The 26,794-nt window shown below is 67.9% G+C and carries 27 protein-coding genes; 15 read left to right on the top strand and 12 right to left on the bottom strand.

The genetic code is table 11. The annotated features are described in order from the left end of the window. Positions 1 to 115: 115 nt before the first annotated feature. Both ABD116_RS26965 and ABD116_RS26960 read right to left on the bottom strand, forming a co-directional pair. Positions 116 to 385 (bottom strand): hypothetical protein, encoded by a 270-nt coding sequence (locus tag ABD116_RS26965; protein WP_343976012.1) that lies wholly within the window; start codon positions 383 to 385, stop codon positions 116 to 118. 186 nt (positions 386 to 571) lie between these two features. Continuing rightward, positions 572 to 1,588 (bottom strand): dipeptidase, encoded by a 1,017-nt coding sequence (locus ABD116_RS26960; RefSeq protein ID WP_343976008.1) that lies wholly within the window; start codon positions 1,586 to 1,588, stop codon positions 572 to 574. Positions 1,589 to 1,656: 68 nt separating this feature from the next. Here ABD116_RS26960 and ABD116_RS26955 point away from each other — a divergent pair, with 68 nt between their 5' ends. After that, positions 1,657 to 2,562 (top strand): ornithine cyclodeaminase family protein, encoded by a 906-nt coding sequence (locus ABD116_RS26955; protein ID WP_343976005.1) that lies wholly within the window; start codon positions 1,657 to 1,659, stop codon positions 2,560 to 2,562. Here ABD116_RS26955 and ABD116_RS26950 read toward each other — a convergent pair. The 3 genes from ABD116_RS26950 to ABD116_RS26940 are packed head-to-tail and all read right to left on the bottom strand — an operon-like array spanning position 2,551 to position 4,290. Next, positions 2,551 to 3,108, bottom strand: coding sequence for a suppressor of fused domain protein (locus tag ABD116_RS26950; protein WP_343976002.1), 558 nt, complete (start codon positions 3,106 to 3,108; stop codon positions 2,551 to 2,553). The two genes, ABD116_RS26955 and ABD116_RS26950, sit on opposite strands and share 12 nt — an antisense overlap. After that, entirely contained in the window at positions 3,099 to 3,467 is a 369-nt protein-coding gene (locus ABD116_RS26945) for an NADH-quinone oxidoreductase subunit A (RefSeq protein ID WP_343975999.1), read from the bottom strand. The genes ABD116_RS26950 and ABD116_RS26945 overlap by 10 nt, the downstream gene beginning before the upstream one ends. A gap of 10 nt (positions 3,468 to 3,477) precedes the next feature. Next, positions 3,478 to 4,290: a hypothetical protein gene (locus tag ABD116_RS26940; protein WP_343975996.1), complete on the bottom strand. Its 813-nt coding sequence runs from the start codon at positions 4,288 to 4,290 to the stop codon at positions 3,478 to 3,480. Between the two features lie 309 nt (positions 4,291 to 4,599). On the opposite strand from ABD116_RS26940, the gene ABD116_RS26935 reads away from it, so the two are divergent. Both ABD116_RS26935 and ABD116_RS26930 read left to right on the top strand, forming a co-directional pair. Then, the gene (locus tag ABD116_RS26935) at positions 4,600 to 6,567 is read left to right on the top strand and encodes a 2-oxoacid:acceptor oxidoreductase subunit alpha (protein WP_343975994.1); all 1,968 of its coding nucleotides are present in this window, start codon (positions 4,600 to 4,602) and stop codon (positions 6,565 to 6,567) included. Continuing rightward, positions 6,564 to 7,643, top strand: coding sequence for a 2-oxoacid:ferredoxin oxidoreductase subunit beta (locus ABD116_RS26930; RefSeq protein ID WP_343975991.1), 1,080 nt, complete (start codon positions 6,564 to 6,566; stop codon positions 7,641 to 7,643). The genes ABD116_RS26935 and ABD116_RS26930 overlap by 4 nt, the downstream gene beginning before the upstream one ends. Here the strand turns inward: ABD116_RS26930 and ABD116_RS26925 are convergent. The 3 genes from ABD116_RS26925 to ABD116_RS26915 form a co-directional block, all read right to left on the bottom strand. Continuing rightward, positions 7,640 to 8,971 carry an ImmA/IrrE family metallo-endopeptidase gene (locus ABD116_RS26925; RefSeq protein ID WP_343975988.1) on the bottom strand — a complete coding sequence of 444 codons (1,332 nt, stop codon included), beginning with the start codon at positions 8,969 to 8,971 and terminating at the stop codon, positions 7,640 to 7,642. The two genes, ABD116_RS26930 and ABD116_RS26925, sit on opposite strands and share 4 nt — an antisense overlap. Before the next feature lie 101 nt (positions 8,972 to 9,072). Continuing rightward, the gene (locus ABD116_RS26920; protein ID WP_343975985.1) at positions 9,073 to 10,320 is read right to left on the bottom strand and encodes a DUF445 domain-containing protein; all 1,248 of its coding nucleotides are present in this window, start codon (positions 10,318 to 10,320) and stop codon (positions 9,073 to 9,075) included. Between the two features lie 53 nt (positions 10,321 to 10,373). After that, complete coding sequence (locus tag ABD116_RS26915) at positions 10,374 to 11,576, bottom strand: MFS transporter (protein ID WP_343975982.1); 1,203 nt, start codon at positions 11,574 to 11,576, stop codon at positions 10,374 to 10,376. A gap of 99 nt (positions 11,577 to 11,675) precedes the next feature. Here ABD116_RS26915 and ABD116_RS26910 point away from each other — a divergent pair, with 99 nt between their 5' ends. Genes ABD116_RS26910 through ABD116_RS26895 form a run of 4 tightly spaced genes read left to right on the top strand, consistent with a single transcriptional unit; the run spans position 11,676 to position 15,472 of the window. Further along, on the top strand, positions 11,676 to 12,257 hold the full coding sequence (locus ABD116_RS26910; RefSeq protein WP_343975979.1) for a TetR/AcrR family transcriptional regulator: 582 nt from the start codon (positions 11,676 to 11,678) through the stop codon (positions 12,255 to 12,257). Further along, complete coding sequence (locus ABD116_RS26905; RefSeq protein WP_343975976.1) at positions 12,241 to 13,656, top strand: nitrilase-related carbon-nitrogen hydrolase; 1,416 nt, start codon at positions 12,241 to 12,243, stop codon at positions 13,654 to 13,656. The genes ABD116_RS26910 and ABD116_RS26905 overlap by 17 nt, the downstream gene beginning before the upstream one ends. Further along, positions 13,653 to 14,819, top strand: coding sequence for an alpha-hydroxy-acid oxidizing protein (locus ABD116_RS26900; RefSeq protein ID WP_343975973.1), 1,167 nt, complete (start codon positions 13,653 to 13,655; stop codon positions 14,817 to 14,819). Before ABD116_RS26905 ends, ABD116_RS26900 begins: the two co-directional genes overlap by 4 nt. Next, positions 14,816 to 15,472, top strand: coding sequence for an HAD family hydrolase (locus tag ABD116_RS26895; RefSeq protein WP_343975970.1), 657 nt, complete (start codon positions 14,816 to 14,818; stop codon positions 15,470 to 15,472). The genes ABD116_RS26900 and ABD116_RS26895 overlap by 4 nt, the downstream gene beginning before the upstream one ends. A gap of 100 nt (positions 15,473 to 15,572) precedes the next feature. Here the strand turns inward: ABD116_RS26895 and ABD116_RS26890 are convergent, their stop codons facing one another. After that, the gene (locus tag ABD116_RS26890; RefSeq protein WP_343975967.1) at positions 15,573 to 16,334 is read right to left on the bottom strand and encodes a D-Ala-D-Ala carboxypeptidase family metallohydrolase; all 762 of its coding nucleotides are present in this window, start codon (positions 16,332 to 16,334) and stop codon (positions 15,573 to 15,575) included. Positions 16,335 to 16,541: 207 nt separating this feature from the next. Between ABD116_RS26890 and ABD116_RS26885 the strand changes: the two genes are divergently transcribed. The 4 genes from ABD116_RS26885 to ABD116_RS26870 all read left to right on the top strand — a co-directional run bounded on the left by ABD116_RS26885 (position 16,542) and on the right by ABD116_RS26870 (position 20,497). After that, positions 16,542 to 17,048: a SigE family RNA polymerase sigma factor gene (locus tag ABD116_RS26885; protein WP_343975964.1), complete on the top strand. Its 507-nt coding sequence runs from the start codon at positions 16,542 to 16,544 to the stop codon at positions 17,046 to 17,048. Further along, on the top strand, positions 17,045 to 18,472 hold the full coding sequence (locus tag ABD116_RS26880) for a hypothetical protein (RefSeq protein ID WP_343975962.1): 1,428 nt from the start codon (positions 17,045 to 17,047) through the stop codon (positions 18,470 to 18,472). The genes ABD116_RS26885 and ABD116_RS26880 overlap by 4 nt, the downstream gene beginning before the upstream one ends. Positions 18,473 to 18,536: 64 nt before the next feature. Further along, entirely contained in the window at positions 18,537 to 19,046 is a 510-nt protein-coding gene (locus ABD116_RS26875; RefSeq protein WP_343975959.1) for a SigE family RNA polymerase sigma factor, read from the top strand. After that, positions 19,043 to 20,497, top strand: coding sequence for a hypothetical protein (locus tag ABD116_RS26870; RefSeq protein WP_343975956.1), 1,455 nt, complete (start codon positions 19,043 to 19,045; stop codon positions 20,495 to 20,497). The genes ABD116_RS26875 and ABD116_RS26870 overlap by 4 nt, the downstream gene beginning before the upstream one ends. A gap of 1 nt (position 20,498) precedes the next feature. Here ABD116_RS26870 and ABD116_RS26865 read toward each other — a convergent pair whose 3' ends face one another. Beyond that, on the bottom strand, positions 20,499 to 21,251 hold the full coding sequence (locus ABD116_RS26865; RefSeq protein ID WP_343975952.1) for a sugar phosphate isomerase/epimerase family protein: 753 nt from the start codon (positions 21,249 to 21,251) through the stop codon (positions 20,499 to 20,501). 106 nt (positions 21,252 to 21,357) lie between these two features. On the opposite strand from ABD116_RS26865, the gene rarD reads away from it, so the two are divergent. The 4 genes from rarD to ABD116_RS26845 all read left to right on the top strand — a co-directional run bounded on the left by rarD (position 21,358) and on the right by ABD116_RS26845 (position 24,106). Continuing rightward, the gene (rarD, locus tag ABD116_RS26860) at positions 21,358 to 22,305 is read left to right on the top strand and encodes an EamA family transporter RarD (RefSeq protein WP_343975949.1); all 948 of its coding nucleotides are present in this window, start codon (positions 21,358 to 21,360) and stop codon (positions 22,303 to 22,305) included. A gap of 149 nt (positions 22,306 to 22,454) precedes the next feature. Continuing rightward, positions 22,455 to 22,931, top strand: coding sequence for an RrF2 family transcriptional regulator (locus tag ABD116_RS26855; protein ID WP_343976850.1), 477 nt, complete (start codon positions 22,455 to 22,457; stop codon positions 22,929 to 22,931). A gap of 69 nt (positions 22,932 to 23,000) precedes the next feature. Further along, the gene (locus ABD116_RS26850; RefSeq protein ID WP_343975946.1) at positions 23,001 to 23,456 is read left to right on the top strand and encodes a cupin domain-containing protein; all 456 of its coding nucleotides are present in this window, start codon (positions 23,001 to 23,003) and stop codon (positions 23,454 to 23,456) included. Between the two features lie 74 nt (positions 23,457 to 23,530). Then, entirely contained in the window at positions 23,531 to 24,106 is a 576-nt protein-coding gene (locus ABD116_RS26845) for an AAA family ATPase (RefSeq protein WP_343975943.1), read from the top strand. 76 nt (positions 24,107 to 24,182) lie between these two features. Here the strand turns inward: ABD116_RS26845 and ABD116_RS26840 are convergent, their stop codons facing one another. Both ABD116_RS26840 and nuoN read right to left on the bottom strand, forming a co-directional pair. After that, entirely contained in the window at positions 24,183 to 25,199 is a 1,017-nt protein-coding gene (locus ABD116_RS26840; protein ID WP_343975940.1) for a polyprenyl synthetase family protein, read from the bottom strand. Then, positions 25,196 to 26,791, bottom strand: a complete 1,596-nt coding sequence (gene nuoN, locus ABD116_RS26835) for an NADH-quinone oxidoreductase subunit NuoN (protein ID WP_343976847.1) — start codon at positions 26,789 to 26,791, stop codon at positions 25,196 to 25,198. The genes ABD116_RS26840 and nuoN overlap by 4 nt, the downstream gene beginning before the upstream one ends. Positions 26,792 to 26,794 lie beyond the last annotated feature (3 nt).

Raw genomic sequence — 26,794 nt, 5'->3', positions numbered from 1 at the left:
GTACGCGAGGTGGGCACCCAGCTGCACTGTGGGGTCCGGGGCCGGGGGGTAGGTGGCCCGGGAGCCGACGTTGTGCAGGCGGGTGCCCACTATCACCGCAGGGCACGTACCAGGGTCAGTGGTGGCCGCGCGAGCGGTGCTGTGGATGGGCGGGTAGAGGGAACCAGGTCAGCCGCGGCTCCTGCCGGCGGCGGTACCTGATCAGGTCGTCGACCGTGGTCTCAGGACGGTCGGACCGTGGTCGCGGGTTCCGGTCGGAGCGTGCGCCGCTGTTGGGCTCGACGATGCGCTCGAAGACTTCTTGGGCCTGGCTGAGCTTCACCAGCAGGATGGCCGCGATGCCGCTTGCTGCCGCCGCAATCAATACCCAGAGTTGCCAAGACATACCCCACCGCCCCGTATTCGCCCCGTTCCCCCCAGTAATTACTGTAACCCCGATCTCAGCAATTGGCGATGGTCTCATCGCAATCCGTTACAGAGCGAGGTTTCCGAACACAACCGTTGACCGATGCAATAACCAAGGGTGACGAGGCAACGATCTCCACGGGGGTCCAACAACTACTCTCAGTGATCAATCCCGGTGCAGGACGCGGACCAGATTCGTCCCGAGAATCTTCCGGATGAGGGCTGAAGGCAGGCCGCGCTTCTGCAGCGCCTCGGTGACCAGCGGCATCCCGGCCGGCCCTTCCAGCCCGGGGACCAGGATCGCGGTGTCGACGCCCTCGATGATCAGCGGGCGATCGCAGGCCGGGATCTTCTCCGCGAACACCTCGTCGACGAAGTCGCTGCCCAGCCCGACATGATCCTCGCCGGCCACGCTCACGACGTACTCGATGTGGTCGGCCAGATGCTCGATCGTCGGCCGCGGATCGGCGGTCAGGAAGCCGGCGAAGAAGTTGATGCAGACGACCCCGCCGGTCGCGGCGATCCCGCGGAGCTGCTCGTCGGTCAGGTTGCGGTGATGCTCCCGTACGGCGAAAGCACTCGAGTGCGACGCGACAACCGGCTTCGTCGCCAGCTCGAGAATGTGCTCGACCCCGCGCCGGCCGACATGCGAGACGTCGATCAGTACGTCGAGCTCCTCCAGCAACCCGACCGCCTCGACGCCCGCCTTCGTCAGCCGGCTCCCGGTCGCGTCCTCGCCCGAACCGTCCCCGAGCGCGCTCCGCCCGAAGTGCGTGAACGAGGCCATCCGTACGCCGAGCCGCTCCAGCGTCTGAAAGATCTCCACATCCTTGTCGATCTGCGGACACCCCTCGAGCGCCAGCACCAACGCGATCCGCCCGGCCGCCACAGCCTCGTCGATCTCGAAACCGGTCCGGCACAGCGTCACCTGATCGGCATTGCCCTCGGCGATCCGATGCGCCGCCTCGATCATCCGCAGCGTCTCCCGCAACGCCCCCTCGGGCAGGAATTCGGAATCGAGAAACACCGGCAGCACCTGTACGTCGATCCCGCCCGCCCGCAACTGCGGAATCCACCGATCCCGGAAGTACTCGACCCAGACCTCCTTCGGCCGCCGCGCCACCAGCATCAACAGATCGTTGTGCCCATCGGCCACTACCGCGTCGCCGTGCAGGTCCGTCATCGGTGCCCCTCCAACTGTCGACTGTCCCGCCACGCTATAACGTCGCCGACCATGAAGGAGCTGAGCTGATGAAGGTCCTCACCGCGGCCGACGTACGCCGTACCGTCTCGATGCCGGCCGCCATCGACGCGGTCCGCGAAGGCTTCCTCGAGCTGGCCGCCGGGAACTTCGTCCTGCCCGCCCGGCAGATCTTCGGCGACGGCACGGTGCTCGTGATGTCGGCGTACCACTCCCCGACCGGTACCGCCGTGGTTAAGAAGATCGGCATCAACCTCAGCCAGGTACCGGCGATCCGCGCGACCGTCATCTGGACCGGCGGCGGCGAACAACTGGTGGCAGACGGCACCTCGATCACCACCCTGCGCACCGGCGCCGTCGTCGGCGTCGCCACCGACCTACTCGCCCCACCCGACGCGACCCGCCTGACCCTGATCGGCACCGGCGCCCAAGCAGCCGATCAGGTCCGAGCGGTCCTCGCCGTACGCCGAATCGCCACGACAACCATCGCCGGCCGCAACGAACGCCGCGCCACCGAATTGGCCAAGACCCTGGCCTCCGAATTCCCCACCGTCGCCTTCACCCCCACCACCTCGATCGACGACGCGATCGCCACCCCCGACATCATCTGCTGCGCGACGTCCTCCACCACCCCACTCTTCACAGCCGACGCCCTCCCGCAGAACGTCCACGTGAACGCCATCGGCGCCTTCCGCCCCACCATGCGAGAACTCCCCCGCGACCTCCTCGCCACCGCCGACCTCGTCATGGTCGACCAACGCGAGGCAGCCCTGGAGGAGTCCGGCGAAATCATCGACGCCCTGGCCAAGGGCGCACTGAAAGAATCCGACCTACTGGAACTGGGCACAGCCCTGACCACCAAGCCCAACCCCACCGGCCGCACGGTCTTCAAATCAGTAGGCGTCGGCTGCCAGGACTGGTCCATCGCCCGAGCCCTCGCCAACTCAGACGACTGAGGCCCGCGAGAGATCCATCAGGTTGGGGTCATGCTTGATCAGGAGTTCCTTGAAGGCTTCGGAGCCTTCCTCACGGATGTAGCCGGCCTCCGTAGGTGAGACGGGGATCAGCCAGGCGATGACGACCGAGTCCTGGAAGACGGCGAAGTCATCCGGCTGATACACCGGCTGGTGGACCCAGAACGCCTCCAGCGGCGACCCGGCGACGACCGGCCCGTTCGGTCCCAGGAGGTCTCCCAGCAGTACGGCGCGATGGCGCTCCATCAGCATCATGCCGACCTGCTGGAGCACCGCCGGAATCGACCCGTCGCGATGATCGTCCGTGACAAGCATCAGCAACTCCTGCCGAAGGCCCCGCCCGCTGGGTGAGTCCAGCTCGTACCCGCTGATGCCCAGTGTGCTGAAGGCACACGACCCAGCGCCTGAGCCTTGCGGGTACCGGACGACCTGAAACGGCATCGGGTGACCGTCCGGGTCAGTGTTCCAGCCGCATTCGATCTCGCCGAGGTACTTCTCGAAGTGTTCGGGGAGACCGCTCAGGTCCACGACAGGATGCCCTTGCGGTAGGCGTAGAGCAGGCCGACGGCGACGAAGGCCAGGAAGATGAACATCTCGATCAGGCTGGCTACGCCGACGGCTGCGAAGACGGTGGCCCAGGGGAAGAGGTAGACGGCGTCGACGGCGAAGATGACGTAGAGGTAGGCGAAGAGGTAGTACCGGATGTGGACCTGGGCCCAGCCTTCGCCGACCGGGTCGACGCCGGACTCGTACGTCTTCAGCTTGTCGGGCGTCGGGTAGGTGATCGTCAGCGCTTTGTTCAGCGCGAAGGCACCGAGGAGTCCGAGCAGGCCGAGGACGACGATCGCGCCGACCACGCCGTACGACTGCGACACGAGCCCGATCATGGGCAACACCCTAATTGGTGCAGAGCAGCAACGCGTCGACGGCGACGATCGGGCCGTAGCCGGATTTCACGTCGGCGATCTGCAGGCGGAGCCGGTTGACGCCGAGGATGTCCCGGTTCAGCCAGGTCTCGGACTCCTGCTTCATGTCGACCGTGCCGACAACCTTGTTGCCGTTCAGCAGGGACGCACGGATCGTGCCGTCGGTGATGTTGCCCAGCCAGGTCCGCACCCAGCGGCAGCCGGTGCTGTCGACGTCACCCCAGACGACGCCGGCCTTGTCCGCCAGCACCTCCGCCTCGGCGCGCCGCGGCCCTTCGCTCACCGGCACCACGTTGAACTGCGGATGCCCCTTGCCGCCCGCGGCGAGCAGCGGCTTCTTGAAGATCCCGCGATACACGTAGTGCGAGAACCTGGCCGTCGGCGAGACAGCAGCGGCGTACGGCGCCTGCGCACCGATCGACAGCCGGTACGTCCTGATCGACCCGGGCAGCTTCCGCGGGATCGTGATGCTCGTCCCCACTGTCACGCCGTAGCCGATCTCCTCCCACCTGCGTGCGCCCGACCAGCGCTGCAGCGAGACCCGCGACCTGGCCACCGGCGCCGGCGTGATCTGCCCGACCACCGTCAGCACACCCTTGGTCGCGTCGGTGGTCTTGATACTGGTGATCTTCACCGTCCGCACCGGCGTACTGGCGACGACGGACGGCACCGAGCGAGCGTCCTGGACGGCCATCGCGCTCTCGGCCGGCACCGCGGAGGCGGCACAGCCACTCAGCGGCAGGACCAGGACGGCCAACAGAGCAAGGATGGGACGAACGCCCATGGTGGAACTCCCTCGAGCCCGGGTGGCACCCGGGGTAGATCACAGCTTGATGAAGACACTCTTCCCGACCTGGCTGCGGATGGCAAGCGAACGATTGCCCTGCGTCACACTGAAAGGCTCGGCGGCCCGCATCGGCAGCATCGAAATGCAACTCGATATCGGCTGATCCCAGGCTGTGGACCTTCCGGTCTCATACATGGTTCCGTACAAGGGGCGAACTAAGATTGAGGTATCGCCCACTGGGGGGATCGTCCTCTTCTCCACAAGAGAACTGGCCGGCCCAAGCTTCGACTTGGAGATGACTGACACGTGACCATCGAGGTCAAGCAGCTCGACCGCGTGGTGATCCGTTTCGCCGGTGACTCCGGCGATGGGATGCAGCTCACCGGAGACCGATTCACCGCAGAGACGGCATCGTTCGGCAACGACCTGTCGACGCTGCCCAACTTCCCCGCCGAGATCCGGGCGCCTGCCGGCACCCTGCCGGGCGTCTCGTCGTTCCAGCTGCACTTCGCCGACCACGACATCCTGACCCCGGGTGACGCGCCGGACGTGCTGATCGCGATGAACCCGGCGGCCCTCAAGGCGAACCTGCCGGAGGTACCGCGCGGCGCCACCTTGATCATCGACACCGCCGACTTCACCGCGCGCAACCTGAAGCGGATCGGGTACGACGAGAACCCGCTCGAATCGGGCGAGCTCGAGGCGTACCACGTGATCGGCCTGAACCTGACCGGCATGACGGTGGAGTCGGTCAAGGAGTTCGGGCTGACCCGCAAGGACGCCTCCCGGGCCAAGAACATGTACGCGCTCGGCCTGGTCTCCTGGCTGTTCCAGCGGCCGGTCGAGTCGACGATCGCGTTCCTGCAGACCAAGTTCGCCGGCAAGCCCGACATCCGCGACGCCAACATCGCGGCGTTCCGGGCCGGCTACAACTTCGGCGAGACGGCAGAGGAGTTCTCGGTCCGGTACGAGGTGAAGCCGGCCCGGATGGCGACCGGTACATACCGCAACATCTCCGGCAACCTCGCGCTGGCGTACGGCCTGGTGACGGGCGCCCAGCGGGCGGGTCTGCCGCTGGTGCTCGGCGCGTACCCGATCACGCCGGCCTCCGACGTGCTGCACGAGCTGTCGAAGCTGAAGCGGTTCGATGTCACCACGATCCAGGCCGAGGACGAGATCGCCGGCGTCGGCGCTGCACTGGGCGCGTCGTTCGGCGGCGCGCTCGGCGTGACCACCTCGTCCGGCCCGGGCATCAGCCTGAAGTCCGAGACGATCGGTCTCGGCGTGATGCTCGAGCTGCCGCTGGTCGTCTGCGACATCCAGCGAGCCGGCCCCTCGACCGGTATGCCGACCAAGACCGAGCAGGCCGACCTGCTGCAGGTGATGTTCGGCCGCAACGGCGAGGCGCCGCTGCCGGTCGTCGCCGCCCAGTCCCCCGCGGACTGCTTCGCGATCGCCGTCGAGGCGACCCGGATCGCGGTCACCTACCGCACCCCGGTGATCGTGCTGTCCGACGGCTACCTGGCAAACGGCTCCGAGCCCTGGCAGGTCCCCGAGATCGAGAGCCTGCCGAAGATCGAGCCGAACTTCACCACCGAGCACAACTCGACCAACGACAAGGGCGAGCCGGTCTACCTCCCTTACCTGCGCGACCCGGAGACGCTGGCACGCGCCTGGGCGATCCCCGGTACGCCGGGCCTCGATCACCGGATCGGCGGGCTGGAGAAGGAGGACAAGACCGGCAACATCTCCTACGACCCGGCGAACCACGACCTGATGATCCGCACCCGGCAGGCCAAGATCGACGGCATCACCGTGCCGCCGATCGAGGTGGACGACCCAGACGGTACGGCGAGGGTGCTGGTGCTCGGCTGGGGCAGCACGTACGGCCCGATCGGCGCCGCGGTACGCCGGGTCCGCAAGGTCGGCGGCAAGATCGCGTCGGCGCATCTGCGGCACCTCAATCCGTTCCCGGCCAACCTGGGCGAGGTGCTCGCGCAGTACGAGAAGGTGCTGGTGCCGGAGATGAACCTCGGCCAGCTCGCGATGCTGCTGCGCGCGAAGTACCTGGTCGACATCGTCTCGTACGCGCAGGTCCGTGGCATGCCGCTGGGCGCCGCCGAGCTGGCCGAGGTGATCGGCAACCTGGTCGAGGAGACCGAAGGCATCGACGACGACGCGCGGCACCTCGGTGAGGCCGCCGCCGCTGTGACTCACGGCGAGGCGCTGGGTGTCCAGCCGAACGGCGTCCACCACCCGGAGGGAGCACGATGAGCACCGTTGACCTCGGCCTGCCGAGCCTGCCGGGCGGGCTGGCCGGAGTACCGGCCGCGACCGAGCCGCAGAACCGTAAGGAGTACGTGTCGGACCAGGAGGTCCGGTGGTGCCCGGGTTGCGGCGACTACGCAGTACTGGCGGCTTTTCAGGGCTTCCTGCCCGAGCTGGGAATCAAGCGCGAGAACGTCGCGATGGTGTCCGGCATCGGCTGCTCGTCCCGCTTCCCGTACTACCTGTCGACGTACGGCATGCACTCGATCCACGGCCGCGCGCCGGCCATCGCGACCGGACTCGCGGTGGCCCGGCCCGACCTGAGCGTCTGGGTGGTGACCGGTGACGGCGACGCGCTGTCGATCGGTGGCAACCACCTGATCCACACGCTCCGGCGCAACGTGAACCTGAAGATCCTGCTCTTCAACAACCGGATCTACGGCCTCACCAAGGGTCAGTACTCGCCGACCTCCGAGCCCGGCAAGGTCACCAAGTCGACCCCGATGGGCTCGGTCGACAACCCCTTCAACCCGGTCTCCCTGGCCCTCGGCGCCGAGGCGACCTTCGTCGCGCGCACCGTCGACTCCGACCGCAAGCACCTCACGTCGGTACTACGGGCAGCGGCCGAGCACCGCGGTACGGCGTTCGTGGAGATCTACCAGAACTGCCCGATCTTCAACGACAACGCCTTCGACGCCTTCAAGAACCCCGAGACCCGTGACGACGCGATCATCCCGCTCGTCCACGGCGAACCGATCCGCTTCGGCACCGACGGCCACCTCGGCGTGGTCCGCGACGGCTTCGCTTCCTTGGCGGTCCGCGAGGTGGCCGACCTCCCCGGCGGCGAATCCGACCTGGTCATCCACGACGCCCACACCGAGGACCCGGCCTACGCGTTCGCCCTGTCCCGCCTCACCGACGCCGGCGTCCTCCACCAGGCCCCGATCGGCATCTTCCGCTCGGTCGCCCGCCCGGCGTACGACGACATGGTCCGCCAGCAGGTGGAAACCTCCAAAGAAACCCAATCCGGCGGCTCCCTCCAGTCCCTCATCACCGGATCGGACACCTGGACCGTCGACTAACTCGCCTTCTTCAGCGCGGCCACCAGCGCCGCGTCGGTGACCTTGAAGTACTTGAGCAGCGCCTGGTCGCGAAGGACCGGATCGTCCGTGCCCTTCGCGACCTCGGCGTAGAACGCGTTGACCTTGGGCTGGCCGTACTTCTTCACCAGGTAGTCCACGATCAGCCAGGCGACGCCGTAGCTGTTCTCGTCGTAGTCCCCGTGGAAGACACCGTCGATCGGCAGCACCGCGAGCGCCTTGACCGCTTTGCGGTACGCGCGGCGCTCGTCGGCGACGTAGTTGCTGTAGTTGCTCTGGTCGAGCAGCCGGTACGCGACGTACTCGGCCGAGCCCTCCACCAGCCAGGTCGGCGCGCCGTCGCCGAGCGGGGCCATCGCCGCATGGGTGAACTCGTGCGCGAGCAGGAAGCGATCCGCCGTCTTCCGCTCGGTCGGGTTGATCACGATCCGGCTGCCGGTGACCTTGAACTCGGTGCCGTCGGCGTTCGTCAGCGTCACATTGCGAAGGGCCACCGCGCCGGCCGGATGCCCGCCGGTCATCAACCCTGCCCAGGACCGGGGCGCGGCCATCGCGACGACCAGGATTCCCGCCTGAGCACGCTTGGTGACGGCCTGCACCGCAGGTACCGCCGCCACAGCCTCCTGTACCAGCCGCCGGCCGTTCTTCTCTTCGCCCGGCGACGAGATCACCAGTACGCCGCGCCCGCGCGACACCTCGATCGGGCCGAGCTCCCACGGCTCCCGCGCCGGGCCGCGATCCCCTGCCTCGGCGTCGTCATCGTCCACGACCAACCACCGGCCCCCGCGCTCGGCCAACGTGAACCCCACCTGGGTCAGTCGCGGCGCCGGGTCGATCCCGGTGAGCTGCGTCTGCATCTTGATCCGGACCGCTCGCGCGTTCGCGCCGAGCTTCGGCCGCAACTCCGGCGAGAAGCTGAGCTGGCGCAGATAGCTGACGTGCTTGGCCCCGATCAGCCGAAGGTTGGCGAACACCTGCCGATCCCGCTGCAGCAGCTTGGCGTTCTTCGGATCGGAGTACGAGAGGAACTGCGCCAGCGTTCCACTCTGCAACGCGGCAGCCCGCCCCTTGAGCGCGGCGTCGATCCCCGCGATCATCTTCTGCTCAGCGAGCTCGTCGGCCGAGACCACCGGCCCGGTCGCCGACGGCGTCACCGACGTCTCCGCCGTGATCTTGGGCGACTCGTCTCGTCCGGCCACGCCGTACGTCACCCCACCGGCCACGACCGCTAGCGCTGCGGCGCCGGCGATCCATACCCCACGCCTGGGCCCGCGCTTGGTCGGCGTACCGGCTGCTCGCTCGTCATCCATCACGCAATCCCGTCTGTTCCCCCACACCGGGCCCACCCAGGCTCAGCCGGCAAAGAATACGCCGCCCGGGCGTCCACAACCCGGCGACTGAGGCAGCTCCCCTAGAGCAACTGGCTGAGGGTGTGGATCGTCAACCCCACGAGGGCCCCGACCACCGTGCCGTTGATGCGGATGAACTGGAGGTCTCGGCCGACGTGGAGCTCGATCCGGTCGGCGGCTTCGCGGCCGTCCCAGCGTTCGATGGTGTCGGAGATGATGGAGACGATCTCGGTGCCGTAGGTGCGGACCACGTAGCCGACCGCTTCGGCGGCCCGGGTGTCGATCTTGGCGATCAGGACCTCGTCGGTCTGCAGCCGTTTGCCCAGGTCCTTGATCGTCTGGGTGGCGCGCAGGCGGAGCGGGCCCTCGGGGTCGCCGATCGCGTCGATCAGGGCGGTGCGGACGGCGTCCCAGACCGCGGTCAGGCTGTGGCCCATGTCGGGGTGGCTGAGCATCCGCCGCTTGAACGCCTCGAAGCGGTCCATCATCTCGGGGTCGTGCTGCAGGTCGTCGGCGAGCTGGAGCAGCAGCCGGTCGATCGCCTTGCGGGCCGGGTGCTGCTGGTCGTCCCGTACGGCGGCCAGCCAGCTCAGCGCCTCGCGATGGATCCGGTCGATGACGATCGAGTCGACCCAGCGCGGCGACCACCGCGGCGCTCGCGGCCCGACCACATCGGCCAGCAGCTCCCGGTTCTCGGCCAGCCAGTCGTACGCCTCCACCATCAGCAGATCGAGCAGCGCGTGATGCGCCCCGTCGTCGACCACCGAGCCGAGGAAATGCCCAGCGATCGGGCTCAACGGCTCCTCCGCGAAGCGCGGCAGCAGCGAACCCCGGACGAACGCGGTCACGTCGTCGTCGCCCAGCTTCGGCAACGCCGCGCCGATCGTCCGCACACCCTCCTCGACGATCCGCTCGGCGTGGTTGCCCGCGGCCAGCCACTCGCCCGCCCGCCGGCTCACCTCGGCCGTCCGCATCTTCTCCCCGACGACCTCCTCGGAAAGGAAGTTCTCCGTGACGAACTGCTCCAGGCTCTCGGCCAGGCTGTCCTTGCGCGTCGGCACGATCGCCGTGTGCGGGATCGGCAGCCCGAGCGGACGCCGGAACAGCGCCGTCACCGCGAACCAGTCCGCCAGCGCGCCCACCATCGCCGCCTCGGAGGCCGCGTTCACGTAGGCCCAGCCGCCCTCATGGTGCAGCGTCAACACGTAGATCACCGCCGCCAGGACCAGCAGTGACAGCGCGACCATCCGCATCTGCCGCAGCCCACGCCGGCGCACCAGATCCGGCCCGCTCAACACCATTGTCGCCATATCTAGATTCAACCAACCCGGCAAAGGATCGGGCTCAGGCAACACCCCTTGACTTACCCCGTACTACGCCGCCGGCGATCCATCCGCCCCGAGACCAGGGCCAGAACCAGCCCGGCGACCGCCAGAACCGCGCCGACGCGACTCGGCCACTCGTACCCGTACCCGGCCGAGAGCACCACGCTGCCGAGCCAGGCGCCGAGCGCGTTGGCCACGTTGAGCGTCGAGTGGTTGAGCGACGCGGCCAGCGACTGCCCCTCATGGGCCACGTCCATCAGCCGCGTCTGCAGCGCCGGGATGAGGATGCTCGCGCTGAAGCCCAGCGCGAAGACCCCGACCAAGGCGCCGGCCTTCGAATGGGCCAGCCAGCCGAACGTGGCCAGCACGACCGTCACGGCCACCAACCCGCCGTACAGGCTCGGCATCAGCGCGCGGTCCGCGAGCCGGCCGCCGACCAGGGTGCCGCCGGTCATACCGATGCCGTAGACGGCCAGCACGATCGTCACTGCGGCCTCGCTGAAGCCGGCCAGGTCGGTCATCGTCGGGGTGATGTACGAGTACGTCGCGAACATCCCGCCGAAGCCCACCATGCCGACCAGCAACGCCATCCACACCTGCGGTTTGGCCAGCGCGCTCAGCTCGCTGCGGACGTTCACGTCGTTGCCGACCGGCTGCGGCCCGATCCAGAACCAGACCGCGATCAGGGTCAGCAACCCGAGGATGCCGACGGCAACGAACGGCAACTGCCAGCCGAACCTCTGTCCGAGCAAGGTGGTCACCGGTACGCCGACGATGTTCGCCACCGGCAATCCGACCATCATCATCGATACGGCCCAGGCCCGCCGATTGACCGGCACCATGGACGCGCCGACCACCGCGCCGATCCCGAAGAACGCGCCATGCGGCAGGCCGGTCAGGAATCGCGCCGCCATCAGCAGTTCGTAACTGTTGGCGACCGCCGACAGAATGTTGCCGACGACAAACACCGCCATCAGCCCGAGCAGCAGGCGTTTGCGGCCGGTCCGGGCGCCGAGCGCCGCGATCACCGGCGCCCCGACGACCACGCCGATCGCGTACGCCGAGACGATGTGCCCCGCCGTCGGGATCGAGATGTCCACCCCGTCGGCGATCTGCGGCAGCAGCCCCATCGTGACGAACTCGGTGGTTCCGATCGCGAAACCACCGGTCGCCAGAGCCAGCAGAGCCAGCCCGACGTGCCGCGCAGTCAGCGAACTGTCAGGAGTCACCGAACTTGTCACGCCTGATTGTCGCATCCACCCTCACCCCGGCAGCCTCAGGGGCGAGTTCAGGGTAATTCCCCTATACGGCGTATAGGCATTTGCGTTTGAATGGCGACCATGACCGAGGTGACCACCAAGGACCGCATCACTGCCGCCGCGAGCTACCTGCTGACCGAGAAGGGCGCCGACGGCGTCAGCATGCGCAAGGTGGCCGCCGCGGTGGGCATCACGCCGATGGCGATCTATCAGTACTTCCCCGACCGCGACGCGCTCCTGCACGAGGTCGCCGATGCCGCGTTCTCCGAGCTCGTCCGGCGCTGGGAGGCCGAGCCGCGCAGTGCCGCCGCCGACCAGCGGCTGCGCGAGATGCTCGTCGACCACGTGGACTTCGCCCTCGCCCAGCCGCGGCTCTACGACTACATGTTCACCCAGCGACGCGATCAGGCGCGGCAGTTCCCCGAGGACTTCCGGGCCCGCCGTTCGCCCACCTTCACCCTGCTGGCCGACGCGATCGCCGACGGCATCACGCAGAAACTCTTCCGCGACGACGACATCTGGGAGTCCAGCCTGATGATCGCCGCCTTCCTGCACGGCCTGATCCAGCTCTACCACGGCGACCGGATCGGCATGCCCGAAGCCGACTTCCGCGCCCTCTGCCTGAGCCTGGGCGAAAGGATGATCGATGGACTCCGCACGTAACAACCGCCTGTATGCCGCTCTGGCCGCCCTCCTCACCGGCGCCTTCCTGTACTTCGGAAGCGGCCTCACCACGATCCCCGCCCTCACCTGGCTGGCACCCCTCCCAGCCCTGCTCGTCGCCCCACTCCTCACCAAGCGACTGGCCGCGTTGACCGCCTTCACCGGCTGGTCCCTGGGCCTGGCCAACCTCTGGAGCTACCTGCTCAACGACCTCGAGCTCCCACCGGCAGCGATGAGCTTCCTCGTCCTGCTGGCCGGCGTCTTCACCCTGACCACCCTACTCTTCCGCGCCCTCATCCTGCGCGGCCGCTACGCGCTGGCAGCAGTCGCAGCACCCGCCAGCTGGGCAGCCGCCGACTACCTGATCGCGCTCGTCTCACCCCACGGCGCCTTCACCAGCCTCGCGTACACCCAAGCCGACGTCCATCCAGTAACCCAGATCGCTTCCCTGACAGGGGTTTGGGGCCTCAGCTACCTGATCCTCACCCCGACGGCCGTCGTCGCCGCGGTTGTCCATGCGCCCCGGCGTACCGGCATCAAGCTCGCAACAGCGCTCGCATTGATTGCCATGGGCACCTTCTCCTACGGCGCCTGGCGACTCTCTGGCGACGAGACCAGCCAGGCCGTCAAGATCGCGATCGTCTCGGCGAGCAACGGCCTCGACGACACCCGCTGGTCCGGCGCCAACGGACCGACGATCCTCACGGCGTACACGCAGCAGATCGAGGCAGCCGCGGCCAAGGGCGCCCAGGTGGTGGTACTCCCGGAAAAGTTCATCGACGTCGACGCCACGGCCCTCCCCGACCTGCAAGGACATCTCCAGAAGATCGCCACCGGCAGCAAGGTCGAGCTGCTGGCCGGGCTCACCGTCTTCGGTGATCACGGCAACGACTACAACCGCGCCCTCCTCTTCCACCCGACCGGCGGCGCTCCCCTCTCGTACGACAAGCACCACCTGATCCCCGGGATCGAGCTGTTCGAGCCCGGCGATCACCTCGCGATGATGGGCAGCTGGGGCGTGATGATCTGCAAGGACCTGGACTTCCCCGCGCTCGCCCGGCGGTACGGCGAGAAGAAGGCCGGCCTCCTCCTCGTCCCCGCGCTCGACTTCGACAACGACGGCTGGCTGCACAGCCGGCATGCGCTCCTGCGCGGGATCGAGAACGGCGTCCCGATCGCCCGCAACGGCAGCCAGGGCCTGCTCACCCTCAGCGACTCGTACGGCCGCGTCACCACCCAAGTAGCAGCACCGAGCGGCGCCGACGCCACGCTGCTGGGCGAGCTCCACCCCGGAATCCACAGCACCCTCTACACCCGCTGGGGTGACTGGTTCGCCTGGCTGTCGTGCCTGCTGACACTCGTGGGACTCGGGGCGTTGAGGCGGAGCAAGCGAGCATGAAAGCATCCGGCATGGCCAACTACGGCGATCACCAGCTGAGCATCTACGTGCAGGGGATGTTCCAGAACACCCTGCCCGAGATCACCACCGATCTGTCCCGGCTGGAGTCCCAGGCCGCCGGCAGCCTGTCTGCGGAGGCGATGGGCTACATCGTCCCGAGTGCGGGCAGTGGTTCGACGGCCCGCGCCAACCTGGCCGCGTTCGAGCGGTGGCGACTCGTCCCGCGGATGCTGCGCGGTAGTACCGAGCGGGACCTGTCGTGCACGATCCTCGGCACCAAGATGCCCGCGCCCGTGGTGATCGCGCCGGTCGGCGTACAGACGCTGGCGCATCCCGAAGGCGAGCTGGCGACCGCGCGGGCGGCCAGCGCGCTCGGGCTGACGTATACGCACTCGACCCAGGCCAGTCACGCGTTCGAGCAGATCGAGGCCGACAGCAAGTGGTACCAGCTGTACTGGCCGACCGACAGGGACGTCTGCCTCAGCTTCCTCCAGCGCGCCAAGGACAACGGGTACTCCGTGCTGGTGGTCACTCTCGACACCGGCACGATCGGGTGGCGCCCGGCCGACCTCGACCGCGGGTTCCTGCCGTTCCTCAAGGGTGAGGGGCTGGCGAACTACTTCAGCGACCCTGCTTTCCAGGCGAAGCTCGCCAAGCCGATCGGGGAGGACCCGACGGCGGCGGTGATGCACTGGGCCCAGATGTTCCCGAACGTCGGACTGAGCTGGGACGAGCTGTCCTTCCTGCGCGACAACTGGTCCGGCCCGATCGTGCTCAAGGGCATCACCTCGGTCGACGACGCCAAGCTCGCGGCCGAGCACGGCGTCGACGGCCTGGTCGTCTCGAACCACGGCGGTCGTCAGGTCGACGGCGCGATCGCGGCCCTCGACGCGCTCCCGGCGATCGCTGACGCCGTCGGCGAGCAGGTCACCGTGCTCTTCGACTCGGGAGTCAGGACGGGAGCCGATGCCGCGAAGGCGCTCGCGCTCGGCGCCAAGGCGATCCTCCTCGGCCGTCCCTTCCTGTACGGTCTCGCGCTCGCGGGCCAGGCCGGGGTCGAGCATGTACTGCGCTGCCTGCTGGCCGAGCTCGACCTCACCCTCGCGTTGTCGGGCTATGCGAACCACCGGGAGCTCAACCGGACGTCGGTGGTCCCCGCGTGAAGGCGGTCATCTTCGACCTCGACGACACCCTCTTCGACCACTACTCGTCCGTCGTCGCCACCTTGCGCGCCTGGGTTCCTGTGCTCGGAGGCGGCGAGTTGACCGACGAGCACGTGGCGCAGTGGTTCGTGGCGGAGCACCGCAACTTCGAGCTCTGGCTGGCCGGCGAGTTGAGCCATCAGGACCAGCGCCGGGGCCGCCTGCGCGACTTCCTCCCGGCGGTCGGCCATCCGGTACCGACGGGCGACGCTGAGCTGGATGAGATCTTCTCCGGGTTCCTCGACCGCTACCCGCAGTACTGGACTGCCTTCCCCGATGCCCTCCCGGCACTGGAAGTTGCCAAAAGCAATGGCTGGCGGATCGGCGTGCTGACCAACGGCACGGTCGGCCAGCAGAACGCGAAGCTGGCCGCGATCGGCCTGGCCGGCCACATCGACGTCGTCTCCACGTCGGAAGGACTCGGCGTCAGCAAGCCCGTTCCGGAGTCCTACCTGCTGACCTGCGCAGCCCTAGGCGTCGACCCCGCCGACGCCCTGATGATCGGCGACAACCTCGAGAAGGACGTCCTCGGCGCCCGCGCGGCCGGACTCGCCGCCGAACACCTGGACCGGGCAGCGGGCATCACGCTCACCCAGCTGGTCCGAGCAGTCTGACCCAGCGCTGGTCCGGACAGTCTGACCCAGCGCTGGTCCGGGCAGCCTGACCCAGCTGGTCCGGGCGGGCCGACCCGCCCGGACCATACTCAGCGGCCGCTCAGATGCCGCAGTTGGGTGCCGACCAGGAGTTGCTGGTACGGATGTCGACGTGGGTGTGGTCGTCGTGGCCCGGGTAGCCAGGACCGAAGATGCCGCCGAACCCGTGGTACCGGGCCTGCTTGGCCAGCGTGCACAGGGAGTGGACGCCGACCAGGTCGGCCGCGCGGCCGTACAGGTGCTGACTGCTGCTCGCACCGCCGACAGAGTTGTTGCAGGGGATGCTGCGGAAGCCACTGGTGATGTTCAGGGGCTGGTCGCCGAGCGCGTGCCGCATGGCCTCGAGCTGCCACATGGTCTGCAGGGCATTGGCCTTGGTCGCAGCAGCCGACAGTGGCCCGCCGTCCCAGCCGCTGCCACCACAGCCGTCGTCCAGTTCCGCGTAGGTGAAGTGGATCGGGGTGCAGTCGTCGTCCTGCAGCGCGTAGATCTTGCTGAACGTCGCGGGACCGGCGATCCCGTCGGCGCCCAGACCGTAGGCGGACTGGAATCGCTGGACGGCCGCCTTGGTAGCCGGACCGAAGGCACCGTCCGCGGCGATGTGCCCGCCGTACGCCGGGTAGCCGGCGACCCGGATCTGCAGCTGGCGCACATCCTCGCCGCTGGCGCCTTCGCTCAGCGTGCGGCCCCAGGTGTAGCAACCGTCGGCGTACGCCTTGGTCGCGGTCACCGCCTGGGTCGCCACCGAGCCGACCAGCAGGGCGCCGAACAAGCCGAGGATGGACAGAATTCTGATCACGCGATGACTGAAGTACTTACTCATGCCGAGAACCTCCGAACGCATTTGGGGCGAAACGCGCCTGACCCGGCCACTGTCCCGGCAAGATCCACCACTTGACCAGAGCTCGCTGGAAACTTTTCGACGAACAGCAGCTTGCGGGCAACCGATCGGACGAGCTTGCCGGTCCTCCATGATGTGACCATTGACGACAGCACGCTCACACTGCGTGCACGGGGAACGGGGCGACCGGTGACGGCTGCTGAAGGGTTCGATGCGTTCGTACTCGCGCGGTCTCGCAGACTGCTGCGGACCGCCTACCTGCTGACTCAGGACCACGCGCTGGCTGAGGACCTGGTCCAGACGGCCCTGGCCAAGGCCTGGTTCGCCTGGTCCCGGATCGAGGGCGGCGACCCGGAGCCGTACGTCCGCAAGGTGATGGTCAACACCTACGCCTCCTGGTGGCGCCGCCGCTGGAACGGTGAGCAGCCGACGGAGGAGTTGCCCGAGCACGCAGTACAGACGAGCGCCGAAGAGCGCACCGACGTGTGGCGAGCGTTGCAACGACTGCCACGCCGGCAACGCGCCGTCGTCGTACTGCGCTACTACGAAGACCTGTCCGAAGCAGAGACCGCCCGCGTCCTCGGCTGCAGCCCCGGCACGGTGAAAAGCCAGACCAGCAAGGCCTTCGCCAAACTGCGCCTGGACCCCGCGCTGCTGACCACCGACACCACCGCCGACCGGGAGGCCACGCGATGAAGCTCACGGACCTGCGCGACGAACTCAACGCCCGCGCCGAAACCACCGACGAAACCCCCGACCTCCTCTCCGGCGTCCACCGCAAAATCACCCAGACCAAACGCCGCCGCACCGCCGGCGCCGCCGGAGCCGTAGCCGGCGTAGCCCTCATCGCAGCCTTCGCCACCGGCCTGATCCCCGGCCTCACCACCACGACTCCGCAACCGGCCGAAACCCCCACACCCCGCGACTACACCAAGAACGGCATGGTCATCTCCGCGGTCGAGGGCCAGGACACGTTACTGAAGGGCTGGGTCGGCGACCTCGGCGAGAACAAGCTCGATTTCAGCTGGACGCCGCAGGAACGCCAGGACCTCAGGTTCGAGGGCCTCTGCCAGTCGGGTACGAACGAGATCCAGCACGTGAAGGTCACCGTCAACGACTTCGTCATCGGCACCAGCGAGTGCTTCCCGAGCTACCCCTCGGACCAGCCCGGCTCCGGGGTCAACGTGCAGGCCAACGACACCTTCTGGCTCGCGGTGACGCCGGGCAAGTCCGCCCGGGTCGTCGTCCAGCTCACCGACGAGTCCGGCCGGGCGATCCAGGACCGCAGCACACAAGTTGCCCTAGGCATCTATCACAGCGTGGGCACGGCGCCGGACGGCCCACCCGGCCGGATCCCGCCGACCTCCGACGCCGACTACGTCAAGGACGGTGTCCGCTACCGCGCCAAGGTCGGCGGCGACACGCTGCTCGGCGCGCTGGTCGCCGATCGTGGCAAGAACCAGTTCGACCTCACCGTCACCGCGACCGGCAGCCAGCTCAGCCTCAGTCCGCTCTGCACGGCGCTGGCGACCGGTCCGGGCGAGTTCCCGCTGTACCAGCTGTCCATCAGCTACAACGGCGGGCCGGCCTCCTCGGTCAGCTGTTCGGGCGGCTCCCTCGACGCCGGTGCCGGCAGCAGCGTCATCCTCGGCGTGGCGCCGCCCGCGGCCGGCGAGCAGGTCAAGGTGTCCGTCCGGCTGGAAGACAAGAACGGCAAGCCGGTCACCCGGGAGCACGACTGGATCGGCCTGGGCGTCTATGCCAAGGGCAAGCAGCAGACCGTCGACGACACGAACTTCGACGAGCTCCGCGAGCACGACGGACGGAACTACCGCCTCACCGAACTGAAGAAGGTCGCGTTCCCCGGCGCCAACCGCCTCACGATCGCGACGCCGGCCGATACCCCGTTCCTGGTCTCCTACGGCAGCACTGGCAAGGTCGGCCAGAACTCCATGATCGAGGTCACCGGCCTGTCCAACTCACCGGGTCGCAGCGGCGCCGGCGGCTACGGCACCGAGGGCGAGCCGGCCCGCCCAGCCGGCACCGCGACCCTCACCGCCACCGGCATCGGCAAAGGCCCCGGCCACCTCGTCATGGCGATCTACGTCCCCGCCGACTGATCCGGATGCAACCATCGGGGCCGCTCAGCCGCTCCTTGTCGGTGTGCACACGACGAGGGCTGGGATGAGCGGGCCTGCGGACTTCGAGGAGTTTGCCAGTACGCAGTACGCGGCTCTGCTGCGTACTGCGTACCTGCTCACCCAGAACCGATCCACCGCCGAAGACCTCGTCCAAGCCACCCTCGCCAAATGCTGGCTCGTCTGGAAGCGCATCGCCCACGACAACCCGATGCCGTACGTCCGCCGCACCATGCTCAACACCTACACCGCCTGGTGGCGCCGCCGCTGGAACTCGGAATACCCAACCGACGACCTCCCGCACACCCCCACCCCCAACGCCCGCACCGAGGTCGAAGACCGCACCGACCTGACCGAGGCCCTCCGCCGCCTCCCCAAACGTATGCGGGCAGTAATAGTCCTCCGCTTCTACGAAGACCTCACCGAAACAGAAACCGCCCGCCTCCTCAACTGCTCGGTGGGCACAGTCAAGAGCCAGGCCAACCGGGCCCTGGCCAAGCTCCGCATCGACCCCAGCCTGCTGGACCACAGCCCTGCGAAGGAGCGGCGCCCATGAACCTCGAAGATCTCCGCGGCCAACTCCACCAGCAGGCCGGCGAAGTAGACCCCGCCACCCCGGTACCGCTGCCGGCCATCCGCCGCCGCCGCAAAGTCCTGAAACGCCAACGCGCGGCGACAATCCTCACCACCGCGGCCGCCGCCGTCGCCGCCATCGCGGCAGTGCTGCCCGGCGCCATCGATACCTCAGCCCCAGATCCCGCCAAACCGCCGCCGGACGTCACCCGGAACGGCATCACCATCCCCGGCACCGTAGGTGCGGACCGCCTCGACAAGGCTGAGATCGCCGAGCCAGGTGCCGACAGTCTCGAGTTCAGCTGGACTCCGGGAAGCACCGACCTCACCTTCCGCTCCTACTGCCGGGCGGAGGCCGAGGGCCAGCTCGTCCGAGTCACCGTCGACACCCACGTCGTCCTGGATCAGCCCTGCGACGACACCGGCGACTCACCCCGGCACGCGTCGGCGGTGCCATCGGACCACCTTCTCTGGCTCCAGGCGAAGCCCGGGAAGGCGACCCGGGTACAGGTCTTCGTTGTCGACCGGAGCACAGGTAAGGAGAGCCCTTCCGTGGCCGGCCTGGCGATCGGTATCTATCGATCGCCCGCGCAGCCCGTGGATCCGGCTGTTGCCGGCCTACCGGTCCGGGTCCCACCGGTAGGACCCGGCGACTACGTCAAGGACGGATTCCGGTTCCCCTCGAAGGCCGCCACCGACACGCTGGTCAGCGCGGCCGTCAGCAACTTCGGGGAAGAGACCTTGACCCGACGGTTCAAAGCCCCCTCCGCCGGGATCCGCCTTCGGACCTTCTGCGCCGCAGAGATGGTGTCCGGCCAGTTCACCCTCAAGATCATCATCAACGGGAAGCCGCTGACGTCGTACCGGTGCACCGCGGAGCAGCCTGTGGTCTTCCAGCAGGCTGGTTCCGACTTCAGCGTGGTCTGGCCCCAGAACGGATACCTCGAGGTGACGCTGCAGGTCGTGGAGACCGCGACCGGAAAGCCGTTCGCGGGTGCGCCCTTGCACATCGGATTCGGCGCGTACGCATTGGGAAGCATCCAGGCGCTCATCGGCGACGGCGGACCCGCCCTCATCGACCAGGTGATCGAGTACGGCGGCTACCGCTACCTGCGGACCGACGCACGGACTGTCGCTGCGGCCGGCGGCGACGAGTTGACAATCGATACCCCGGCCGACAAGCCATACGTCATCGCCTACGGCATTGCCGCCCGCGGCCCGACGCCTGGTCAGGCACCGATTCAGGCCAAACTGCTCGGGCTAGCCAATGATCCCAGCGTCCAACTCGGAGGTGGCACCGCCAACGTCGGTCCAGGCTTCCTCACCCAGACCTACGGCGCGCCGGCCGGACCGGCCGGCAAGGTCACCCTGAAGATCGTCGACGGCCGACCTACGAAGGGGATGCTGTACCTCGCGATCTATCTGCCCGAGTAGCTCAGATCCAGTTGTGGAGTTGGGCTGCGTCGGTGGAGAACCGGTCTACGGAGTCGTCGGCTACGAACTCTAGGAGGGCGTTGATTTCTCGGGGTTCCTTCGACAGGCGGTCCAGGACTGGGCGCCAGAGGGACTCTCGGCCGGAGAGCGGGAGGCGGTTGTTCGACGGCCACCAGGAGAAGACGTGGACTGTGCTCAGCCAGGGCATCAGGGACTCGAGTTGCTCGAGGCATTGGGCGTCGCTGAGGTCCACCGGGGGTTGCCAGTACGTCGTGAGGTTCGGCGCACCCACATCGAGTAGCAGTGTGATGGTGGAGTCGACCTCATCCGTGAGGGTGCCGCGGTGGAACTCCATCGCGATCTCGATCCCCGCGCCGGCCGCGACATCGGCCAGCTCCGCCAAGCCTCGGGTGACCGCCATCCGGTCGCCGACGCCGGCTTCCGCAGTACCGACTGTTCCGGCCCACACCCTGATCCGGGGCGCGCCGAGCTCGGCCGCGGTGTTGACCGCCGTACGGATCTCCTCGCGGTCGACGCTGCCGGCCCGCAGGTACGACCCGTACGCCGCGATGGCCAGACCGTTCGCCTCGCACAGCTCACGGGCCTTGCGCGCCGCGGGCAGATCGCCGAGCGGGACATGGATGTCACCACCCCACTCGATCGCTGCCAACCCCGCCTTCTTGGCCACCTCGACGACCTCGTCGACCGCCAACTTCCGGAACGTCACCGAGACCAGACCGGTCCGCACACCCACGCCGTACCTCCTCTTTCTCCCTCTATCCAACCTCATCCGCAAAGCCCGTCTCACGTCATGAGCAAAGTGCATTGACACAAATGACGGCTCACCTAGACTCGCCAGCGTGCCAGAACAGCGCAGAGGGTTCCTCTTCGGTCTCGCGTCCTACCTGTTCTGGGGGCTGGTCCCGCTCTACTGGAAGCTGATCAGCTCGTCCGGCGCGGTCGAACTCCTCGCCCACCGCATCGTCTGGTCGCTCGTCACGATCGCCGGCTTGGTCCTGGTACGCCGTCGCTTCGGTCAAGTCCGCGCATTGCTCGCCAACCCGCGCAGCCGGTGGCCGCTGATCGCCGGCTCCGTCCTGATCACGGTCAACTGGGGCGGCTACATCTGGAGCGTCAACAACGACCGGATCATCGAGGCGTCGCTCGGCTACTTCATCACGCCGCTGTTCACCGTCCTCCTCGGCGTACTGCTCCTGAAGGAGCGCCTCCGCCCGGCGCAATGGGTGGCAGTCGCGATCGCCTTCATCGCCGTAGCCGGCATGACCATCGAAAACGGCCGCCCGCCGTGGATCGCGCTGATCCTGACCTTCTCCTTCGGCTTCTACGGCCTGGCCAAGAAGAAGGCCAACGCCGGCGCTCTCGAAGGCATGGCCATCGAGTCCGCCACCGTATCTCCGCTAGCCCTGCTCGCCATCGCCATCCTCGGCGCCCACGGCACCTCCACGGTCACCGACCACGGCCCCGGCTACTTCGTCCTGGTCCTACTGACCGGCCCCCTGACCGCAATCCCCCTGCTCCTCTTCGGCGCCGCCGCAACCCGAATCTCGATGACCACCCTCGGCCTCCTGAACTACCTCACCCCGGTCATCCAATTCCTCCTGGGCACCCTCGTCTTCCACGAACACATGTCCCCCATCCGCTGGACCGGCTTCACCCTCGTCTGGCTAGCCCTAGCCGTCTTCACCGCAGACTCCCTCACCCACCACCACCGCACCCGCCCGACGAACGCCCCCACCAACTCCCCACAACCCAGCACGCAACTCGACCCGAGAACGCTGTATCAGTAACCAACACACCGTTCCTGCAGGCCGGGCAAGGGGGTTGGGGTGGTTCTTGCCCCCGGATCGGGCGATTTGCCTCCCCAGTCCCGTAGATGATCCTCCCCAAACCGGGGTTGACACTTTTATTCTGGATATTTAGTATCTAGGTTGTGAAGATGAACGAGGGGGTCGAGTGGGCGGTGCACAGTTGCGTGAATCTGTGCTTCATCCCGGGCGAGGCGGTGACCGCCAAGCGGCTCGCTGCGTTCTACGAGCTTCCGACGGCCTATCTGAACAAGCAACTCCAGGCGCTGACCAGGGCCGGCATTCTCAGCTCCACCTCGGGGCCCAAGGGTGGGTTTCAGTTGGCCAAGGCGCCCGACAAGATCACCTTGCTTGACGTGGTGGTGGCGATCGACGGATCCGAGGACGCCTTTCGGTGCACTCAGATTCTGAAGGCCGGGCCGGGCGCCGACGAGAAGGCGGACTACCGGAAGACCTGCGTGGTCTCGATGTCCATGCGCAAGGCCGAGCTCACCTACCGGCGTGAGCTGGCCGCCAAGACGATCGCGGACCTCGTCGAGCAGGTCGAGAGCACCTACCCCGAGACCGCCGAGAACACCCGCGGCTGGTTCGCCAACCTCAAGTCCTGAGCGCCACCCGGAGCAGCAAACGCAGGACTTAATTCTGGACATCAAACGTCTACATTGAAGGAGCAAGACATGAGCATCCTCATCCGTTCCACCGACGCCGAGGTTCTCGAGGCCAGCGGTGTCACCCTGCTCGCCGACACCCCGGCCACGAACGGCCACCTCACCAGCCACCGCTCGATCTTCAAGCCTGGCAAGGAAGGCGCTCCCCCGCACCTGCACCAGGAGGCGTCCGAGCTGTTCTTCGTCCTCGCCGGCAGCCTGCGCGTACTCACCGGCGACGACCTCATCACCCTCGACCAGGGCGACTTCCTCGTCGTACCACCGAACACCCCGCACGCCTTCGAAGCAGCCGGTACGCCGGAAGCCGAGGTGCTCTTCGTCCTCACCCACGCCAAGCCCCGCTTCAACTACTACCGCCTGCTCGAAGGCGTCTACCGCGGCGAGACCGACCCCGCCGTCCTCGCCACCACCAGCGACCTCTACGACAACCACTACGTCGACAGCCCCACCTGGACCAACCGCTAGCCGTCTTCAGCGGATTCTCAGAGGGCTCTCAGAGGCCCCGGCGATGATCGGGGGAACGCCGAAGGAGGCTCCCCGTGACGGCATTGCTGAGCTCACCGAGTGTCCGCGAACTCCACTACCCACAGGACTCGGTTGTCGTCCTGGCCGGCATCCCCGGCGCAGGCAAGAGCACCCTGCTCCGGCGGCTGTTCCCGGCCGGGTCCGGCGCCGTCCGGGTCCTCGACTCCGAGCCCATCCGCAACCGCTGGAAGCCGGTACTGCGCAATCTCCCGTACGCCGCCTGGCGTCCCCTCCTCCACCTGACCTACTACGCCCAGGTACTCCGTGCACTCCGCTCCAAAGGCCCCTTGGTGATTCACGACTGCGCGACGAAGCCGCTGGCCAGACACCTGATCGGCCAGGCAGCGAAGCTCGCGGGCCGGCCGGTGCACCTGGTCATGCTCGATGTGCCGGCCGACATCGCCAGGCATGGTCAGCATGCGCGGCAGCGGGTCGTCCGGACCGCAAGTATGCAAACCCATGCCCACCGCTGGCCGGTACTACGCGAGCTGGCCGTCACCGACCCCGGCCGGGTGGTCCCCGGCGCGACCTCGGCGGTGATCCTGACCCGTGACCAAGCAGACCGACTGGCCAGGATCACCTTCAGCTGAGACTCAGAAGGGGGGCGGACAAACGTTGACGCCCGCGGAACCGGTCGGTTCCACGGGCGTCATCTGCGGCTCCGGCTCAGATCGAGCGGGTGACCACCAGGTCGCAGAGGGACTCGAGCGCTGAGCGGCCGGGGCCCTCAGGCAGATCGGAAAGCAGTTTGCGGGCGTCATCGGCGCGACGCCGTACGTCGTCCTCGGCCTGCTGCAGCGACGGATGCACCCGCAGAATCGCCAGCGCCTCGGCCAGCCGGGCGTCGTCGGTCAGGTCCGAGTCGAGCAGCTCGAGCAGCCGCGCGTCGACCGGTGACGACGGGTTGGCCTGAGCCCGGAAGATCAGCACCGGCAGCGTCGGAACGCCTTCGCGCAGGTCCGTACCAGGCGTCTTCCCGGACTCCTCGGACATGATGTCGAGGATGTCGTCGGCCAATTGGAACGCCTGCCCGATCTCCTCGCCGAACGCCCGAACAGTCTCCTGTACCTCCGCCGAGGCCCCCGCGAACCGAGCGCCGAACAAAGCCGACGTCGCAATCAGCGACCCGGTCTTGTCCGCAACCACCGACAGGTAATGCGCCAGCGGATCCTGCCCCTCCGAGACACCAAGGGTCTCCCGGATCTGCCCCTCGACCAGCCGCCCGAACGTCCGCGACTGAATCCGGACAGCCTCCGGCCCCAGCGAAGCAACCAAGTCCGAGGCGCGAGCGAAGAGCCAGTCCCCCGCCAGGATCGCGACCGAGTTGTCCCAGCGCGCGTTGGCCGTCGACGACCCACGGCGCAACGCCGCCTCGTCCATCACGTCGTCGTGGTAGAGCGTCGCCACGTGGGTCAGCTCCACGACAACGGCCGCGTCGATCACCTCGGAAGAGCCAGACGAAGGGCCGAGTTCAGCGGCGAGCAACACCAGCAACGGCCGGAACCGCTTGCCACCGGCAACCATCACGTGCTGGACGGCCTCGGTGACGAACGGCGCCTCGGACTGCGCGGAGTCGCGCAGCGCCTGCTCGACCTTGACCAGCCCAGCGCGAACCCGGGCTTCGAGCGCCTCGTCGGCGAACGTGAAGCCCAGGCTCTCGGCCGGCAGCGGGGTGGGACTCACCGGATGAACTCACCCGCCCGGGCAGCCAGGTCGAGCACCGGTCCCGGAACGATACCGAGGACCACCGTGGCGGCCAGACCCAGCGCGACGGCCGTGGTGGTCTGCCAACCCGGCAGGGCCACGTCCGGCGCGTCGGCCGGCAGGTCGGAGAAGAACATCAGCACGATGACGCGGACGTAGAAGAACGCGGCGACCAGGCTGCAGAGCACCGCGACCACGACCAGCGGCCAAGCGCCACCGGTCCACGCCGCCGTGAACACGGCCCACTTGCCGGTGAAGCCCGCGGTCAGCGGGATACCGGCGAAGCCGAGCAGGAAGAAGGCGAAGATGCCCGCCAGCAGCGGCGACTTCTTGCCCAGTCCGGCCCAGCGCGACAGGTGGGTGGCCTCGCCGCCCGCGTCGCGGACCAGCGTCACCAGCGCGAAGGCGCCGATGGTCGGGAAGCCGTAGCAGACCAGGTAGAACAGCACCGCCTGTGTCGAGGTGATGCCGTGGGTGACCCCACTGCCGGCCTGCGAGAGCCCGACGAACGCGGTCAGCAGGAAGCCGGCGTGCGCGATCGACGAGTAGGCGAGCATCCGCTTCACGTCGGTCTGGGTCAGCGCCACGATCGAGCCGACCACCATGGTGAGGATCGCGACGATCCACATCATCGGCGCCCAGTCCCAGCGCGAGCCGCCGAGGGCGACGTAGAAGACCCGCATCAGCCCGATGAACGCGGCGATCTTGGTGCAGGCCGCCATGAACCCGGTGACCGGCGTCGGAGCGCCCTGGTACACGTCCGGCGTCCACGAGTGGAACGGGACCGCGCCGACCTTGAACAGCAGGCCGACCCCGATCAGGCCGGTACCGGCCAGCAGGATCGCGTCGCCGCCGGTCTTGGTGGCCAGCGCGTCCGAGATGCCGCCGAGCGACATGGTGCCGGCGTAGCCATACAGAAGTGCGATGCCGTACAGCAGGAAGGCCGAGGCGAAGGCGCCGAGCAGGAAGTACTTCATCGCGGCTTCCTGCGAGATCAGCCGGCGACGGCGCGCCAGCCCGCAGAGCAGGTACAGCGGCAGCGAGAAGACCTCGAGCGCGACGAACAGCACCAGCAGGTCGTTGGCCGAGGCGAACAGCATCATGCCGCCGACCGCGAACAGCGTCAGCGGGAAGACCTCGGTGTGCTCGACCTTCAGCGCCGTACCCTCGCGCTCCGCCTCACTGCCCGGTACTGCGGCAGCCTGGCCGGCGAACGCCGACAAGCCACCGTCGACCGAGCGCTCGGCGAACAGCAGGATGCTGACCAGCGTCAGGGCGAGCAGCGTGATCCAGGTGAACAGCGCGGGGCCGTCCACCGAGATCGCGCCCTGCGCCGCGAGCAGTTCCTTCTTGTCGTTCATCAACAAGATGGTCCAGGCGCCGGCCGCGACGACACCGATCAGTGCGATCGCGATCTGGACCAGGTGGCGTACGTACCGGGGCACGAACGCCTCGGCCAGGACGCCGACACAGGCCGCACCGAAGACAGCGAGCAGCGGAGCCAGCTCGTTGTACTCGATCTTCGGCTTGACGAAGTCCGCCAGCGGCAGGGCTTGCGCCGCCAGCGGCATCAG

It is taken from the genome of Kribbella koreensis, assembly GCF_039525325.1.
GTDB classification, from domain to species: Bacteria; Actinomycetota; Actinomycetes; order Propionibacteriales; family Kribbellaceae; genus Kribbella; species Kribbella koreensis.
Note: the sequence above shows the minus strand (reverse complement) of the source record. Positions and strands in the feature narration are given on the sequence as shown.

Bases quoted from the DNA above. Each gene is read 5' to 3' on its own strand.
- ABD116_RS26965 (WP_343976012.1), bottom strand. From the start codon at position 385: ATGTCTTGGCAACTCTGGGTATTGATTGCGGCGGCAGCAAGCGGCATC.
- ABD116_RS26960 (WP_343976008.1), bottom strand. From the start codon at position 1,588: ATGACGGACCTGCACGGCGACGCGGTAGTGGCCGATGGGCACAACGAT.
- ABD116_RS26955 (WP_343976005.1), top strand. From the start codon at position 1,657: ATGAAGGTCCTCACCGCGGCCGACGTACGCCGTACCGTCTCGATGCCG.
- ABD116_RS26945 (WP_343975999.1), bottom strand. From the start codon at position 3,467: ATGATCGGGCTCGTGTCGCAGTCGTACGGCGTGGTCGGCGCGATCGTC.
- ABD116_RS26940 (WP_343975996.1), bottom strand. From the start codon at position 4,290: ATGGGCGTTCGTCCCATCCTTGCTCTGTTGGCCGTCCTGGTCCTGCCG.
- ABD116_RS26930 (WP_343975991.1), top strand. From the start codon at position 6,564: ATGAGCACCGTTGACCTCGGCCTGCCGAGCCTGCCGGGCGGGCTGGCC.
- ABD116_RS26925 (WP_343975988.1), bottom strand. From the start codon at position 8,971: ATGGATGACGAGCGAGCAGCCGGTACGCCGACCAAGCGCGGGCCCAGG.
- ABD116_RS26920 (WP_343975985.1), bottom strand. From the start codon at position 10,320: ATGGCGACAATGGTGTTGAGCGGGCCGGATCTGGTGCGCCGGCGTGGG.
- ABD116_RS26910 (WP_343975979.1), top strand. From the start codon at position 11,676: ATGACCGAGGTGACCACCAAGGACCGCATCACTGCCGCCGCGAGCTAC.
- ABD116_RS26905 (WP_343975976.1), top strand. From the start codon at position 12,241: ATGGACTCCGCACGTAACAACCGCCTGTATGCCGCTCTGGCCGCCCTC.
- ABD116_RS26900 (WP_343975973.1), top strand. From the start codon at position 13,653: ATGAAAGCATCCGGCATGGCCAACTACGGCGATCACCAGCTGAGCATC.
- ABD116_RS26890 (WP_343975967.1), bottom strand. From the start codon at position 16,334: ATGAGTAAGTACTTCAGTCATCGCGTGATCAGAATTCTGTCCATCCTC.
- ABD116_RS26880 (WP_343975962.1), top strand. From the start codon at position 17,045: ATGAAGCTCACGGACCTGCGCGACGAACTCAACGCCCGCGCCGAAACC.
- ABD116_RS26875 (WP_343975959.1), top strand. From the start codon at position 18,537: ATGAGCGGGCCTGCGGACTTCGAGGAGTTTGCCAGTACGCAGTACGCG.
- ABD116_RS26870 (WP_343975956.1), top strand. From the start codon at position 19,043: ATGAACCTCGAAGATCTCCGCGGCCAACTCCACCAGCAGGCCGGCGAA.
- ABD116_RS26855 (WP_343976850.1), top strand. From the start codon at position 22,455: ATGAACGAGGGGGTCGAGTGGGCGGTGCACAGTTGCGTGAATCTGTGC.
- ABD116_RS26850 (WP_343975946.1), top strand. From the start codon at position 23,001: ATGAGCATCCTCATCCGTTCCACCGACGCCGAGGTTCTCGAGGCCAGC.
- nuoN (WP_343976847.1), bottom strand. From the start codon at position 26,791: ATGCCGCTGGCGGCGCAAGCCCTGCCGCTGGCGGACTTCGTCAAGCCG.